This is a genomic window from Streptomyces bambusae (assembly GCF_020532645.1).
GTDB lineage: Bacteria > Actinomycetota > Actinomycetes > Streptomycetales > Streptomycetaceae > Streptomyces > Streptomyces bambusae.
Window position 1 is genome coordinate 19,315 of record NZ_JAJAUZ010000004.1, and the last position, 15,682, is coordinate 34,996.

Here is a 15,682-nt window from a genome sequence, read left to right on the forward strand (position 1 = left end):
CGGCGGGGCCCGTCAGCCGGCCGCGTCCCCGGACTCGAACGCCGCCCGCAGCTCCTCGCGCAGCGACCGCTGGAACGCGGTCACCAGCGCCTGCACCACCAGCGGCTGCATGTGCGCCGACAGCAGCCGCATCGACTCCACCCGCTCCGGGTCCTGCTCGTCCTCGGTGAACGGCCCCCACACCTCGTCACGGAACAGCCGGGTCAGCCCGTGCGCCGCCGACCGGGCGTGCTCCAGCAGCACCGTCCGGGCCGCGAGGATCGTCGCGTGCGAGATCGGCACGTCCAGCAGGGCCACGCCCAGCCGCAGCAGCCCCAGGTCCACCCGGTAGCCGGAGCCGGCCGCCGCCACCACGTCCATCGCCGCCAGCCGCTCCACGTCGGCGTCCGACAGGGGCCGCCCGGCCCGCTTCTCCAGCTCCGCCCGCGAGGCCTGCTCTGCCGCGTCCGGCACCCAACCGGCCATCAGCGCCCGGTGGATGGCCAGGTCGTGCGCGCTCAGATCGGCCGGAAGCGCGTCCAGGTACCGCTCGATCGCCGACAGGGTCATGCCCTGGACCTGGAGCTCCTCGATCAGCGCCAGCCGCGACAGGTGCTCGGGCCCGTAGTGCCCCACCCGCTTCGGCCCGATCACGGGAGGGGGCAAAAGGCCGCGGGTGCTGTAGAACCGTACGGTACGGACGGTGACCCCGGCCCGGGCGGCCAGCTCGTCCACGGTGAGCGCCGGCTCCTGTGCCTGGCTGGTCATCGCCTGTGCCTCGCTCTCTGATCCTCCGCTTCAGGTTCAACAGTATTGCTGTCGCACCAACGATGTGAAACGGCCAGGAGCTGCCCATGCCCACAGAACTGCGACTGCCCGAAGCCCCCGAGACCCTCACCCTCCCCGCCCTGCTCGCCCGCAACGCCGCCGAGTACGGCACCCTCCCCGCCCTGTCCTGGCGGACCGGCGACGGCTGGGAGACGCTCGACTGGGCGGAGGTCCGCCGCCGGACCGCCGTCCTCGCCGCCGGCTACACCGCCCTCGGGGCGGGCCGCGGCGACCACGTCCTGATGATGATGGGCAACCGCCCCGAGCACTGGCTCAGCGACCTCGCCCTCGTCCACCTCGGCGCCGTCCCCGTCACCGTCTACGGCACCTCCGCCCCCGGCCAGATCGCCCACATCGCCCGCCACAGCCGGGCCCGTATCGCGGTGGTCGAGGGCGCCCGCGAACTCGCCCGCTGGGAGCCGCTGCTCGACGACCCGGACGTCCCCCTGGAACGCCTGGTCGTCGTGGAACCCGCCGAGGCCGGCCGGCACGGCACGTACGCCTCCCTGTACGCGAGCGGCCTGCGGCTCCACCGCCCCGAGGCCTTCGACAAGGCCTGGCGCGAGACCCGCCCCGAGGACCCGCTCACCGTCGTCTACACCTCCGGCACCACCGGCGACCCCAAGGGCGTGCGGCTCAGCCACCGCAACATCTGGCTGCAGTCCGTCCGCCTCGACCGCCGGGTGGACCTGCCCGAGCACGCCGAGCACCTCTGCTACCTGCCGTTCGCCCACATCGCCGAGCGGATCCTCGGCATCTACCTGCCGCTGCTGCGGGCCGCCCACGTCCGGCTGTGCGCCGACCCGACGGCCGTCGCCGCCGCCGTACGGGAGCTGCGCCCGGTGCAGTTCTTCGGCGTCCCGCGGGTCTGGGAGAAGCTGGCCGCCTCGGTCCGCGCGGTCCTCGGCCGGCTGCCCGCCGAACAGCAGGCCGCCATCGCGGCCGCCAACGACGTGGCCCGCGCCCGCGCCGCCCACCGGGAGGCGGGCACCGCGGTGCCGGCCGAGCTGGAGGCGGCGTACGCGAAGGCCCGCGAGCAGGTCCTGGACCCGCTGCTGGGCACGGCCGGGCTGGACCGGCTGGTGTGGACGGCCAGCGCCACCGCCCCGATGCCGCTGGACGTCGTACGGTTCTGGGCCGGCTGGGGCATCACGATCATGGACGCCTGGGGGCTGACGGAGACCGCGGGCGTCTGCACGGTCAACAGCCCCGACGACTTCCGGCTCGGCTCGGTGGGCCGCCCGATCGACGGGGTCGAGCTGCGGATCGCGGCCGACGGGGAGATCCTCGCCCGCGGCGCCACCGTCTTCGACGGCTACCTGCAGCCCGACGGCTCGGTGGCCACCGCCTGCGACGCCGAGGGCTGGTTCGCCACCGGGGACGTCGGCCGGATCGACGAACAGGGCTTCGTGTGGATCACCGACCGGAAGAAGGAGCTGATCATCACCTCGACGGGCAAGAACGTCTCGCCCGCCCTGGTCGAGAACACCGTCAAGGAGCACCCGCTGATCGGCCAGGCCATGGTGCACGGCGACGGCCGCTCCTACCTGGTCGCCCTGCTCGTCCTCGACCCCGAGCTCGCCCCCGCCTGGGCCGCCGCCCACGGCATCGAGGCGGCCGGCCCCGCGGAACTCGCCGCGCACCCGCGGGTCCACGAGGAGATCGCCCGCGCCGTCGAGCAGGCCAACACCCGCCTCAACCGCACCGAGCAGATCAAGAAGTACCGCCTCCTGACGGAGGAGTGGGGCCCCGAGACCGGCGAACTCACGCCCTCCCTCAAACTCCGCCGCCGCGTCGTCCGCGACCGCTACGCGGCCGTCATCGACGAGATGTACGGCGGATAGCCGCACGGGCGGAGTGCGGGAGGTCAGGAACCGATCACCGGGTAGTGGTCGCTCAGGTTCGAGTACGTGTACGAGGTGCCCCAGCTGGTGACCGTCCAGGGCGCGCTCTGCTCCTTGACCACGTCGTTGTTCCAGCCGGCCGGGCGGGCGTGGCCGGCGCGGTGCAGGACGTAGTCCAGGTCCTCGCGGGGGTCGGTCGGGTAGCGGTAGTTCGCGATCGAGTTGTCGCGGGTGTCGAAGGAGTACGGGTGGCCCGTGCGCGAGTCGGCGCCCACCAGGCCGGCGTCCGCGAGCATCGTGCCGTACTCCGGCGTGCGCGAGTCCACGTTCATGTCGCCCGCCACGATGACCTGCTCGTTCGCCGGGATGTTCTTGGCGTCGAGGAAGGCGTCGATGTTCTTGAACTGGCGGCTGCGCATCTGCGCCGCCTCGCCCGCCGAGCAGCCCGGGTCGGTGGACTGCGCGTGGGTGCCGACGACGTGCACCCGGGTGCCGTTGACGTTCAGGACCGTGTACACGAAGCCCTTGTTGGACCACCAGTCGGCGCCGCAGGCGTCCTTGTAGACGTACTGCTCCTTGCGGACGATCGGCCACTTGCTGAGGACCGCCACCCCGCCGTCCTCCGGGGTGGTCGCGGAGTACGCGCCGCCGGTGGCGTCCCAGCCGTCCTTGCTGCGGCCCATCACCGGGGTCTGGTACGGGTACTGCGCCGCCGAGCCGGACTTGAGGACGTCACCGGTCGCGTTGTCGAACGCCTCCTGCAGCACGACCACGTCGTGGCCCTGGTAGAAGGACGCCTTCGGTATCTCACGGGCGCGGTGGTCCTGGCCCCAGTTCGGGTACAGGCTCTTGCTGAAAAGGAACACGTTGTACGAGAGCACGCTGACCCGCGGGGTCGCGGTGGCCTCGGTGGTGGCGGCCGAGGCGGGCGCCGCGGTGGCGGCGAGTGCGGCGGCGGCCACGGCCGCGACGGCGGCGGCCTTGGAACGGCGGTTCCTGGGGAGGGTCACGGGGATCTCCAGCAGTCCTGTGGGGAAGATCGACCGCGCCATCAAAGCAGCCCCAGTTACCTCTGGGTAACACCTGTGCACCGGGAATCTTGACGGGCCGTGGCCATACTGGAAGCGGACGTCCGGGAACGATCACGGGAGCAGCAGGTGGCAGCCACAGGACCGAAGCAGGACCCCGTACCGCCGCCGCCCGGCGGGGTGCTGTGGACCATCGCGGGCGACGTCCGCGCGCTGCTGATGCTGCCCGCCGCCTTCACCCTCCAGGTCGCCCACCCCGCCATCGGCGCCGGCGTCGACGAGCACTCCGTCTTCCGCACCGACCCCTGGGGCCGCGGCGAACGCTCCCTGAAGTCGGTCCAGCTGTGGGTCTACGGCGGGGAGCAGGCCGCCGAGGAGGGGCGCCGGGTGCGCCGGCTGCACAAGGAGATCCAGGGCACCGACACCCGCGGCCGCCGCTACCACTCCCTCGACCCGGCCTGCTACGCCTGGGTGCACGCCACCGGCTTCCCGATCTACCTGTACGCCGGCCGCTACCTGTTCCGCCCCTTCACCCCCGGCCAGCAGCGGCAGCTGTACCGGGAATGGCTCCAGGTCGGCCGCGTCCTGGGCCTGCACGACCGCGACATGCCGCAGAGCATCGAGGAGTACTGGCCGTACTGGCACCGGATGCTCGCCGAGGAGATCGAACCGACCAAGGTGGCCCGAGAACTCCTCGCCACCGACACCCCGCTGCCCTGCCCGCGGACCGGCCCGCTGCCGGTGCGGCTGCTGCTGAAGGCCTGCTGGCCGCTGCTGCGCCGGCTCTTCCTGCACCTGCGCGCCTTCGTCACCGCCGGCTACCTGCCGCCGGACGCCCGGGCGGCCCTCGGACTCACCTGGAGCGCCGCCCAGGAGCGCCGGCTGCGCCGTTTCAGCACCGCGCTGCGGCTGCTCGTACCCGTGCTGCCGGAGCGGCTGCGGTACCTGCCGATCGCCCGGGCCGCCCGCGCCCGGCAGCACGCGGCTGCCCGACGGTAGGGAGGCCCGGGCGGGGTGTGCGGCGGCTCAGTGCGCGTGCACCGAGTTCGTCTCGGCGATCTTCTTCCAGGACTTCGGCTGCGCGGCCGGCTTGGTCACCGACCACGGCGTCGCCGCCGAGCCCTTGCGCACGCCCGCCTTCGCGACCGGACCGACGGCCGGCTTCGCGGGCGTGTACAGCCAGGTGTCGAAGAGCTTGGCGAGCGGCTTGCCCGAGACCCGCTCGGCGTACTTGACGAAGTCGCCCACCTTGCCGTTGCCGTACGCCCGCTCGGTCGGCCAGCCCTTCAGCAGGGTGAAGAACTTCTGGTCGCCGATCTCGTTCCGCAGCGCCTGCAGGGCGATCGCACCCCGGTCGTAGACGGAGATGTGGAACTGGTTCTCCGGGCCCGGGTCACCCGGCTTGACCTGCCAGAACGGGTCCGAGGCCGGGCGGGAGGAGTAGGCCCAGTCGGCCAGCTCCTGCGCGGTGCCCTCGCCCTCCTTCTCCGACCACAGCCACTGGCTGTAGCGGGCGAAGCCCTCGTTGACCCAGATGTCCTTCCAGTTGTCGACCGACACGCTGTCGCCGTACCACTGGTGCGCCAGCTCGTGCACGACGACCTGCGTGTTCGCGCCGGCCGCGAACTGCCGCGGGCTGTAGAACGGCCGGGTCTGCGTCTCCAGCGCGTACCCGCTGGTCACGTTGGGCACGTAGCCGCCCAGCGCGTTGAACGGGTACGGGCCGAAGTACCCGGAGAGCCAGTCGGCGATCTCGCCGGTGCGCTCCAGGCTGGCCCGCGCCGCCCCCGCGTTGTCGCCCAGGTCCTTGCTGTACGCGTTGAGGACGGGGATGCCGTTCGCGGTGGTGTCGGTGGTGATGTCGAACTTGCCGACCGCCAGCGTGGCCAGGTAGGTGGCCTGCGGCTTGTTGGAGCGCCAGTTGTACCGGGTCCAGCCGATCTTCGAACTCGTCGACTGGAGCACGCCGTTGCTGATGGCCTGGGTGCCGTCCGGGACGCTCACCGACACGTCGAAGGTGGCCTTGTCCAGCGGGTGGTCGTTGCTCGGGAACCACCAGATCGCCGAGTCCGGCTCCTGGGCCGCGACCCCGCCGTCCGGCGTGCGGTGCCAGGCCGTCCAGCCGTCCACCTTCAACTCCGAGGGCTTTCCGGCGTACTTGACGACCACGGTGACCGTCTTGCCCTTCGGCAGCGGCGCCGCCGGGGTCACCTCCAGCTCCTGGGTGCCGGAGGTGGCGAACGCGGCCTTCACCCCGTTGACCCGGATCTCGCTGACCTTCAGGCCGAAGTCCAGGTTGAACCGGGACAGGTCCTGCGTGGTCGTCGCCAGCAGGGTGGCCGTCCCCTCCAGCAGGTCCGTCGCCGGCTGGTACTTGAGCCTCAAGTCGTAATGGGAGACGTCGTATCCGCCGTTCCCGCTCGCCGGGTAGTAGGTGTCGCCCAGGCCCGGGGCGCCGGGAGCGAAGCTCGCCGCGGAAGCCGGGATCGCCAGCAGGAGGGAGGCGGCGAGAACGCTCGGGGCAATGACTTTGCGGTGCACGAAAGCTCCAAGGGTGAGGGGCTGTTGTTGCGTTCGACGGTATTCACGCCTGCCGCCTCACGTCATGTCCATGGCCCCACCTGTCACGTGATCGCCATGCAGTTGCAAAGGAGCCATCACCCGACCTCCGCCCCGGCGCCCGTCGCGCCGCCGCACCCGGCCTGCGTACTTTGCCCGCCCGTGATCACCGCCGGGGTCCGGCGGGCCGGACGATCTGCCGGGTTCACCCGATTCGGCGCCCCGCGCCGCACCCGCCCGGCCGCCAAGGGTGTCCGGAACCCGCCCAGGCATATGCCCCGGCCGCAGGGCCGTAGGATCGGTGTCCTCATGACTGCAACCCTCGTCGCCAAGGAACTCGCCGCCGGCCACGGCGAGCGCACCCTCTTCGCCGGGCTCGACCTCGTCGTCGCCCCCGGCGACGTCATCGGCCTCGTCGGCGTCAACGGAGCCGGCAAGTCCACGCTGCTGCGCCTCCTCGCCGGCCTCGACACCCCCGAGGACGGGGAGCTGCGGCTGTCCCCGCCGACCGCCACCGTCGGCCACCTGCCGCAGGAGCCCGACCGCCGGCCCGGCGAGTCCGTCCGCGCCTTCCTGGCCCGCCGCACCGGCGTGGCCGCCGCCCAGGCCGCGCTCGACGAGGCCACCCAGGGCCTGGTCGACGGCACCCCCGGAGCCGACGACGCGTACGCCGTCGCCCTCGACCGCTGGCTGAACCTCGGCGGCGCCGACCTCGACGAGCGCGCCGAGGAAACCGCCGGCTCGCTCGGCCTCACCGTCAGCCTCGACCTCCCGATGACCGCCCTCTCCGGCGGCCAGGCCGCCCGCGCCGGCCTCGCCTCCCTGCTGCTCTCCCGCTACGACGTCTTCCTCCTCGACGAGCCCACCAACGACCTCGACCTCGACGGCCTGGAACGGCTGGAGGAGTTCGTCAAGGGCCTGCGCGCCGGCACCGTGGTGATCAGCCACGACCGCGAGTTCCTCACCCGGACCGTCACCAAGGTCCTGGAGCTCGACCTCGCCCAGCAGCAGATCAACCTCTACGGCGGCGGCTACGAGGCCTACCTGGAGGAGCGGGCCACCGCCCGCCGGCACGCCCGCGAGGAGTACGACGAGTACGCCGACAAGCGCGCCGCGCTGGAAGGCCGCGCCCTCATGCAGCGCAACTGGATGGACAAGGGCGTGCGCAACGCCCGCCGCAAGGCCACCGACAACGACAAGATCGGCCGCAAGCTGCGCGGCGAGGCCAGCGAGAAGCAGGCCGCCAAGGCCCGCCAGACCCAGCGCGCCATCGAACGCCTGGAGGTCGTCGACGAGCCCCGCAAGGAGTGGGAGCTGCGGATGGAGATCGCCGCCGCCCCCCGCTCCGGCTCGGTCGTGGCCACCCTCCGCGACGCCGAGGTCCGCCGCGGCGACTTCGCCTTCGGTCCCGCCAGCCTCCAGATCGACTGGGCCGACCGGGTCGCGATCACCGGCGCCAACGGCGCCGGCAAGTCCACCCTGCTCGCCGCCCTCCTCGGCCGGCTGCCCCTGGACTCCGGATCCGCCGTGCTCGGCTCCGGAGTCCTCGTCGGCGAGGTCGACCAGGCCCGCGGCCTGTTCCTCGGCGACGAATCGCTGCTGGACGCGTTCTGCGCCGCCGTCCCCGAAACCGAGCCGGCCGACGTCCGCACCCTGCTCGCCAAGTTCGGCCTCAAGGCCGCCCACGTGCTGCGCCCCGCCGCCACCCTCTCGCCGGGCGAGCGGACCCGCGCCGCCCTCGCCCTGCTCCAGGGCCGCGGCGTCAACCTGCTCGTCCTCGACGAGCCGACCAACCACCTCGACCTGCCCGCCATCGAGCAGCTCGAATCGGCCCTGGAGGCCTACGAGGGCACCCTGCTGCTCGTCACGCACGACCGCCGGATGCTGGACGCCGTCCACACCACCCGCCGGCTCCGCGTCGAAGCCGGAAAGGTCACCGAGGACTGACCCCGGTCGCCCCGGGCCCGGCCGCGCGCCGGGCCCGGCGCGCCGGAGCCGCTCAGACCCCGGAGCGGCTCAGACCCCGGCCGGCGGCCTGCGGGTACGGGCCATCCGGGTGGCCACCAGATGGCGCGGCAGATGCCGCACCGCCTGCGCGTACGCCCGGTACCGCCAGCCGGTCACGCTCAGCGGCCGCCGCAGCGCCAGGTCCCGCAGCGCCCGGGCCACCACGTCGTCGGCGTCCAGCCACACCGACTCCTTCAGCGCGCTCACGTCCATCCCGGCCCGCTCCTGGAACTCGGTCCGGGTGAAGCCCGGCACCACCGCCAGCACCCGCACCCCGTACGGCGCCAGGTCCACCCGCAGCGACTCGCTGAACGCCGTCACCCACGCCTTGGCCGCCCCGTACGTGCCGGTCGGCAGCAGCCCCGCCACCGAGGACACGTTCAGGACCGCGCCGCGCCGCCGCTCCCGCAGCCCCGGCACCACCGCGTGCGCCAGCCGCATCGGCACCCGCACCAGCAGGTCCAGCATCCGCTCCTCGTCCTCGACCGGGCTGTACGGGAACGGGGCCGGCAGGCCGAAGCCCGCGTTGTTCACCAGCATGTCCACCGGTCGCGCCGCATCGGCCAGCCGCTCCTCGACCACCCGGCACTGCACCGGATCGAGCAGGTCGGCCACCAGCACCTCGCAGGCCACCCCGTACGAGTCCGCCAGCGCCGCGGCCTGCGCCTCCAGCCGCTCCTTGTCGCGCGCGACGAGCACCAGGTGGCAGCCCTTCGCGGCGAAACCGCGCGCGAACGCGGCCCCGAGGCCGGCACTCGCGCCGGTGATGAGCACAGTGGTCACAGCATCACTTCCGGTGGATCGGTTCATCGGATCAGGACGGAACGCCGGCGGCGTCCGGGACGGGCGGGACAGGCGGACCGCGGCCCGCGCGACGGTCACGGGACGGCAGCCGGCCGGAAGGAGCCCGCGGTCGCCGAGCCGTAGGCCTCGGCCACGTCCACGAGGAAGCTCCGCTCGTCCGCCAGGTCGCTCCCGTCCCGGTCCGCCCCGGGATACGCCCCCGGCTCCGGAGCCCGGCCCGCGTCCCGGGCCCGCCGGGCTTCCCGGATGACACAGGCCAGCACCGCCGCCTCGGCGTGCTGCACGGGCACCCCCGCCGCCGCCACATGGCCCCGCGCCTGCTCCGGCACCCCGGGCGCCACGTAGTCGTGCAGCACCAGGATCGCGTCCCGGGTCTCGATGACCTTCCGGTACACCAGCAGGTCCCGGGGGACCGGCGGCCACAGCAGCTCGACCAGCCGGCCGGCCCGCGGCTTGTGCAGCGCCACGTGGGGCACCGCGCCCACCAGGTCCCGCCACAGCGGCCACAGCCGCCACGCGGCCGCCCCGTCGGCGAACGTCCGCCGCAGCGTGAACAGCGTCGGCACCAGGATCGCGGCCGCCCGCAGCAGCCCGTGCAGGTTCATCAGCAGCGGCAGGTACGGCATCTGCCAGGAGGCCGAGGACAGCGCCTTCAGCAGGTAGCCGCACCAGAACAGCCCGGCCAGCGCGGTGCCCAGCCCGAACAGCCGCAGCCCGGCCGCCAGCCCGCGGCTGCCCGCCCGCCGGCTGTACCGCCAGCAGACGTACACGCACACCGTGTTGGCCAGCAGGTGCGCCGACATCAGCGTGAGCCAGTACGCGAGCGAGGGCACCGGGTCCCGGCCCGGCGGCATCCCGTGCAGGCCGTGCGCCGGAGCCACCCCGTCGAGCACCACCAGCGCGCCCAGCAGCACCGCCGTACCGGCCGCGGACGCCAGCCGCAGCCGCCGCCCGCGGGTGGTGGCCGACACGAAGTACAGCACCACGCCCGCCGACAGCACCCCGGTGAGGTTCCGTACGAGGCCCACCAGATGGGCGGTGTCCGGGTTGCGCTGGGCGGCCTCGACCACGTCCGGCAGGTTCAGCGTCATCGCCCCGGCCGCCGTCGCCACCGCCAGCAGCAGCCCCCGCTGGTCGGGGGAGCGGACCGCGGACGGCGCCCGCAGCAGCACCGCGCACCACAGCACCACCACGCTCGGCACGGCCAGCCAGTCGCCCAGCGCCACCAGTTCAGCCGACATCGGTGGACCTCACTCCGAGCGCCGAACCGAGCTTCTCCAGCGGACCCTGCGGCCCCCGGCCCGGCAGCAGCCCGGCCTGGGTGCGGATCAGACTCGCCAGCAGCTCGGCCTCCCGCTCCTGGCGGGTCGTGTAGTTGGTGCGGCCCAGAATCACCGGCACACCGGAATCCGGCTCCTCACCGGCCAGCGAGTTGTGCCCGAACAGGATGTGCCCCAGCTCGTGGAGCACGATGTGCTCCCGGTGCAGCCGCGAGGTCTTCGCCTCGAAGAACACGTAGTCGACGCTCGCCGTCCCCACCCACAGCCCGCACACCCCCGACTCGGCCGCCTCCGGCGGCAGCGGGTGCAGCCGGATCGGACGGCCCCGCTGCTCCGCGATCCGCGCACACAGCCCCTCCAGCGAGAAGGGGTGCGACAGGTCGAGCCCACTGATGATCGACTCGCAGCGTTTGCGCAGGTGGTGGCGCCCGTATGGCATGTGTTCCCTCTTCGGTCCCGTCCTCGGGCAGCGTCGGTAGGCAGGTGCGGAAACGGTCATGGAGTCCTGAGCCTTCAAGACGGCCTCTGGGGTGCGGTCCGCAGGGCATGGGCAGGAGCCGCCCGCCGTGACGGCGGACGGCTCCCTTCATGCCTACCGATCTTGTCCGTGTATTGGCAAGACGAGCCGGATCAGAACGCGCTGATCAGGCCATCAGCCGCGGCGGCCCTCCCGGGGGTCCGCCAGCCCGGCCCGGCGCAGCGCATCGGCCATCGCCCCGTTCGCCGGCGGTGGCGTGTTCTCGCGCCGGCCGCGCCCCGCGCCGCCGCCGCGCTGCTGCGGCTGCGGACGCCCGCCGCGCCGCTCCTGGCGCCGCCGGTCACCGTTTTCGGCGCCGCCCCGGTCCCCGCCGCGGCCACCGCCCGCCGGCTGCGCCTCGTCCTCCAGCCGCAGCGTCAGCGAGATCCGCTTGCGCGGGATGTCCACTTCCAGCACCTTCACCCGGACGATGTCACCGGGCTTCGCCACGTCCCGCGGGTCCTTCACGAACGTCTTCGACATGGCCGAGACGTGCACCAGGCCGTCCTGGTGCACACCGACGTCCACGAACGCGCCGAACGCCGCCACGTTCGTGACCACGCCCTCCAGCACCATGCCCGGCTCCAGGTCGCCGATCTTCTCGACGCCCTCCTTGAAGCTCGCCGTCCGGAACGCCGGCCGCGGGTCGCGCCCCGGCTTCTCCAGCTCCCGCAGGATGTCCGTGACGGTCGGCAGACCGAACGTTTCGGTGACGAAGCTCTCCGGCCGCAGCGAACGCAGCACCGACGTGTTCCCGATCAGCGCGGCCACCTCCCCGCCCGCCGTCTTCCCCATCGCCCGCACCACCGGATACGCCTCCGGGTGCACGCTGGACGCGTCCAGCGGGTCGTCACCGCCGCGGATCCGCAGGAAGCCCGCACACTGCTCGTACGCCTTCGGACCCAGCCGCGCCACGTCCTTCAGCGCCCGGCGGCTGCGGAACGGGCCGTTGGCGTCGCGGTGCGCCACGATGTTCTCCGCCAGCCCGCCGCTGATCCCCGACACCCGCGAAAGCAGCGGCGCCGAAGCGGTGTTGACGTCCACGCCCACACCGTTCACACAGTCCTCGACCACCGCGTCCAGCGACCGCGAAAGCTTCACCTCGGACAGGTCGTGCTGGTACTGGCCGACCCCGATCGACTTCGGGTCGATCTTCACCAGCTCCGCCAGCGGGTCCTGGAGCCGCCGTGCGATCGACACCGCCCCGCGCAACGAGACGTCCATGTCGGGGAGTTCCTGCGAGGCGAACGCCGAAGCCGAGTACACCGAGGCGCCCGCCTCCGAGACCATCACCTTCGTCAGGTTCAGCTCGGGGTGCTTCGCGCACAGTTCGCCCGCGAGCTTGTCCGTCTCCCGGGACGCCGTGCCGTTGCCGATCGCGATCAGCTCGACCGCGTGCTCCTTCGCCAGCCGCGCCAGCTTCGCCAGCGCCTCGTCCCAGCGGTTCGCCGGCACGTGCGGATGGATCACGTCCGTGGCCACGACCTTGCCGGTCGCGTCCACCACCGCCACCTTCACACCCGTACGGAAACCCGGGTCCAGGCCCAGCGTCGCCCGGGTCCCGGCCGGCGCCGCCAGCAGCAGGTCCCGCAGGTTCGCCGCGAACACCCGCACCGCCTCGTCCTCCGCGGCCTGCCTCAGCCGCAGCCGCAGGTCGATCCCCAGGTGCACCAGGATCTTCGTCCGCCAGGCCCAGCGGACCGTGTCCCCGAGCCACTTGTCCCCGGCCCGGCCCCGGTCCGCGATCCCGAACCGGCGCGCGACCAGACCCTCGTACGAGGACGGCCCCGGCACCTCGGACGGCTCCTCCGGCTGGAGCGTGAGGTCGAGCACGTCCTCCTTCTCGCCCCGCAGCATGGCCAGCACCCGGTGCGAGGGCAGCGCCGTGAACGGCTCGGCGAAGTCGAAGTAGTCGGCGAACTTGGCGCCCGCCTCCTCCTGCCCGTCCCGGACCTTCGCGGCCAGCCGGCCCCGGGTCCACATCCGCTCGCGCAGCTCGCCGATCAGGTCCGCGTCCTCCGCGAACCGCTCCGTCAGGATGGCCCGCGCGCCCTCCAGCGCCGCCGCCGCATCGGCCACCCCCTTGTCGGCCGACACGAACGCCGCCGCCGCGGCCGCCGGCTCCACCGACGGGTCCGCCAGCAGCCCCTCGGCCAGCGGCGCGAGCCCCGCCTCCCGGGCGATCTGCGCCTTCGTCCGCCGCTTCGGCTTGAACGGCAGGTAGATGTCCTCCAGCCGGGCCTTCGTGTCGGCCGCCCGGATCCGCGCCTCCAGCGCCTCGTCCAGCTTGCCCTGCTCCCGTACGGACTCCAGCACCGCCGCCCGCCGGTCCTCCAGCTCCCGCAGGTACCGCAGCCGCTCCTCCAGCGTCCGCAGCTGCGCGTCGTCGAGCATCTCGGTCGCTTCCTTGCGGTAGCGCGCGATGAACGGCACCGTCGAGCCGCCGTCCAGCAGCTCCACGGCCGCCTTGACCTGCCGCTCCCGTACGCCGAGCTCCTCGGCGATCCTGCCTTCGATGGACGTCGTCACGATCGGTCCCGCCTCCGTCTGAGCTGTGAAGGCTTGCCATTGTGGCAGGCGGCGACCGCCGGACGGGCCAGGCCTTGCCGGGCGGGCGACCGCCCGGCAGGGACCCGTCGCCGGACTCCGGGCATCGCCCGGGGCAGGCAGGAGTCCGACGACAGGCCCCAGGCCCGTCAGGCCTTTCCGAACAGGTCCGCGGGGAAGCCGCCGTTGCCCAGCGCGATCCGGAACCACGCCTGCCCCAGCTCCGTCAGCCGGGCCGTGCCCGCCGCCCCCAGGTGCTCGTACGGCGCCCGGTCCAGCCGGTCGGTCTCGACCTCCACGGCCTCCCGCAGGTCGGCACCGGCCTGCGTCAGGTCGCCCGCAGCGTCCAGCAGCCCCCGCTCGCGCAGCCGCTCCTTGGCCGCCTCCAGGTCCTCCTGCGTCCAGCCGCGGGTGTCCCGGATCCGCTGCCCGCTGATGCCCGTACCGGAAGCGGAGTGCGCCACCATCGACTCGACCGGGTCCAGGCCGGCGGCCAGCAGCGCTGCGACGTGCCCGTCGCCCCGGTGCTCGCGCAGCAGCGTCGCCGCGTGCCAGTACGCCACGTGCGGCACCTCCGGCACCGGCAGGTCGGCGTGCGCCGCGAAGAGCGTCTTCCCGGGCCGCTCGCACGCCTCGGTGGCCCGCAGCGCCAGCGCCGCCGCCTCCTTCATCTCCGGCGAACCGGTCACGTCCGCACCGAACAGCCGCGGCAGCGCGGCCTCCGCGGCCCGCGCCCGGGCCGCCAGCACGTCCGCCGGACTCGCCTGCTCCCACACCGCGGGGAAGTGCTCCGCCAGGAACGCGTAGTTGTGGTTGAAGAACGCACCAGCCGCCGCGCCCGGCCCGATCGGGCCCAGCGCCGCGGCCCGCACGGCGAGGATCCCGCGGATCCGCTCGGTGATGCCGACGGCCTTCAGCTCGGCCTCGTGCTCGGGCGCGAAGATGACGACGGCATGGGTCGTGTTCATGGTGCCCTCGCCGCAGTTGCGCACGGCCCGGGCAGGCAGGAGGGAGGTCATGCGCGCACGCTAACCGCCGGTTTCCGGCGCCGGTGAGTGATTTCCGGCCGACCCCGGCGGCGACCTGCCCAGGTCGCGCCGACCGGGTCCGGCCGTGGCCGGATAGGTGGGAAGCGCGGCATTGCGGCCGCCCGCCCGAGCGGCCGAGGATGGGGCCCATGCCGCAGCGAACCGTGTTGGCCGTACTCTTCGACGGCGTCCAGAGCCTCGATGTCACCGGCCCCGTCGAGGTGTTCGCCGGAGCCACCCTGCTCCACCCCGGAGCCGGCTACCGGATCCGCACCGCCTCCCTCGACGGCCACCCGGTCCGCACCAGCAGCGGTCTCACCGTGGTGCCCGACGGCCCGCTGTCCGCCGCCCCCCGCCCGCACACCCTGCTCGTCCCCGGCGGCGAGGGCACCCGCCGGCCCGACCCGGCCCTCATCGCCTGGCTGCGCACCCACGGACCCGCCGCCGACCGGCTGGTGTCCGTGTGCACCGGCTCCCTGCTGCTGGCCGAAGCCGGGCTGCTCGACGGCCGCCGCGCCACCTCCCACTGGCTCCTCTGCGACACGTTCGCCGCCAAGTACCCGGCCGTCCGGGTCGATCCCGACCCCATCTACGTACGGGACGGCCACATCGCCACCTCCGCCGGCGTCACCGCCGGCATCGACCTGGCCCTCGCCCTGGTGGAGGAGGACCTCGGCCGCGACACCGCCCTCGACGTCGCCCGCCACCTCGTCGTGTTCCTGCGCCGGCCCGGCAACCAGGCCCAGTTCAGCGCCCAGCTCGCGGCCCAGGTCGCCCGGCGCGAACCCCTGCGGGAAGTCCAGCAGTTCATCACCGAGCACCCGGCGGCGGACCTCAGCGTCCCCGCCCTCGCCTCCCGCGCCCGGCTCTCGCCCCGGCACTTCGCCCGCGCCTTCCGCGCCGAGACCGGCGTCAGCCCCGGCCGGTACGTGGAGCGCACCCGGGTGGAACACGCCCGCCGACTGCTGGAGGACACCTCCGACGGAGTTCACCAGATCTCCCGCGCCTGCGGCTACGGCACCCCCGAAGCCCTGCGCCGCGCCTTCGTCCGCACCCTGGGCCAGCCGCCGGCCGAGTACCGGCGCCGCTTCGGCGACCACCCGGCGCCCTGAGGCGCCCCGCCCGCCCCCGAGGCATGTGCCCGCCCCCGAGGCACGTGCCCGCCCCCGAGGCACGTGCCCGCCCCCGAGGCATGTGCCCGCCCCAAGACCCGCGCCCGGCCCACCCGCCGCGCGCCCCCGCAGCACGCCCGCACCCGTCC

12 protein-coding genes are annotated in these 15,682 nt (G+C 73.6%); 4 read left to right on the plus strand and 8 right to left on the minus strand.

Annotation, left to right across the window (positions count from 1 at the left end; genetic code table 11):
* Nucleotides 1-12 precede the first annotated feature (12 nt).
* Nucleotides 13-747, minus strand: a complete 735-nt coding sequence (locus LG634_RS04045; RefSeq protein ID WP_226732188.1) for a MerR family transcriptional regulator — start codon at nucleotides 745-747, stop codon at nucleotides 13-15.
* Between the two features lie 86 nt (nucleotides 748-833).
* On the opposite strand from LG634_RS04045, the gene LG634_RS04050 reads away from it, so the two are divergent.
* Complete coding sequence (locus LG634_RS04050; protein WP_226732189.1) at nucleotides 834-2,651, plus strand: AMP-dependent synthetase/ligase; 1,818 nt, start codon at nucleotides 834-836, stop codon at nucleotides 2,649-2,651.
* 23 nt (nucleotides 2,652-2,674) lie between these two features.
* On the opposite strand, the gene sph is transcribed toward LG634_RS04050, so the two are convergent.
* A complete protein-coding gene (gene sph, locus LG634_RS04055; RefSeq protein ID WP_226732190.1) occupies nucleotides 2,675-3,661 on the minus strand; it encodes a sphingomyelin phosphodiesterase in 987 nt (328 codons plus the stop codon).
* Nucleotides 3,662-3,808: 147 nt separating this feature from the next.
* Here sph and LG634_RS04060 point away from each other — a divergent pair, with 147 nt between their 5' ends.
* The gene (locus LG634_RS04060) at nucleotides 3,809-4,678 is read left to right on the plus strand and encodes an oxygenase MpaB family protein (protein ID WP_226732191.1); all 870 of its coding nucleotides are present in this window, start codon (nucleotides 3,809-3,811) and stop codon (nucleotides 4,676-4,678) included.
* 27 nt (nucleotides 4,679-4,705) lie between these two features.
* On the opposite strand, the gene LG634_RS04065 is transcribed toward LG634_RS04060, so the two are convergent.
* Entirely contained in the window at nucleotides 4,706-6,220 is a 1,515-nt protein-coding gene (locus LG634_RS04065) for a M1 family metallopeptidase (RefSeq protein ID WP_226732192.1), read from the minus strand.
* A 327-nt stretch (nucleotides 6,221-6,547) separates the two neighbouring features.
* On the opposite strand from LG634_RS04065, the gene LG634_RS04070 reads away from it, so the two are divergent.
* Entirely contained in the window at nucleotides 6,548-8,185 is a 1,638-nt protein-coding gene (locus LG634_RS04070; RefSeq protein WP_226732193.1) for an ABC-F family ATP-binding cassette domain-containing protein, read from the plus strand.
* A 69-nt stretch (nucleotides 8,186-8,254) separates the two neighbouring features.
* On the opposite strand, the gene LG634_RS04075 is transcribed toward LG634_RS04070, so the two are convergent.
* The 5 genes from LG634_RS04075 to LG634_RS04095 form a co-directional block, all read right to left on the minus strand.
* Nucleotides 8,255-9,028, minus strand: a complete 774-nt coding sequence (locus LG634_RS04075; protein ID WP_226732194.1) for an SDR family NAD(P)-dependent oxidoreductase — start codon at nucleotides 9,026-9,028, stop codon at nucleotides 8,255-8,257.
* Nucleotides 9,029-9,123: 95 nt separating this feature from the next.
* Complete coding sequence (locus tag LG634_RS04080) at nucleotides 9,124-10,290, minus strand: MAB_1171c family putative transporter (RefSeq protein ID WP_226732195.1); 1,167 nt, start codon at nucleotides 10,288-10,290, stop codon at nucleotides 9,124-9,126.
* Nucleotides 10,280-10,768: a hypothetical protein gene (locus tag LG634_RS04085; RefSeq protein WP_226732196.1), complete on the minus strand. Its 489-nt coding sequence runs from the start codon at nucleotides 10,766-10,768 to the stop codon at nucleotides 10,280-10,282. The genes LG634_RS04080 and LG634_RS04085 overlap by 11 nt, the downstream gene beginning before the upstream one ends.
* 213 nt (nucleotides 10,769-10,981) lie before the next feature.
* Nucleotides 10,982-13,375, minus strand: coding sequence for a Tex family protein (locus LG634_RS04090; protein WP_226732197.1), 2,394 nt, complete (start codon nucleotides 13,373-13,375; stop codon nucleotides 10,982-10,984).
* 167 nt (nucleotides 13,376-13,542) lie between these two features.
* Nucleotides 13,543-14,412, minus strand: coding sequence for an SCO6745 family protein (locus LG634_RS04095; protein ID WP_226732198.1), 870 nt, complete (start codon nucleotides 14,410-14,412; stop codon nucleotides 13,543-13,545).
* Nucleotides 14,413-14,570: 158 nt separating this feature from the next.
* Between LG634_RS04095 and LG634_RS04100 the strand changes: the two genes are divergently transcribed.
* The gene (locus LG634_RS04100; RefSeq protein ID WP_226732199.1) at nucleotides 14,571-15,533 is read left to right on the plus strand and encodes a GlxA family transcriptional regulator; all 963 of its coding nucleotides are present in this window, start codon (nucleotides 14,571-14,573) and stop codon (nucleotides 15,531-15,533) included.
* The last annotated feature ends 149 nt before the right edge of the window (nucleotides 15,534-15,682 follow it).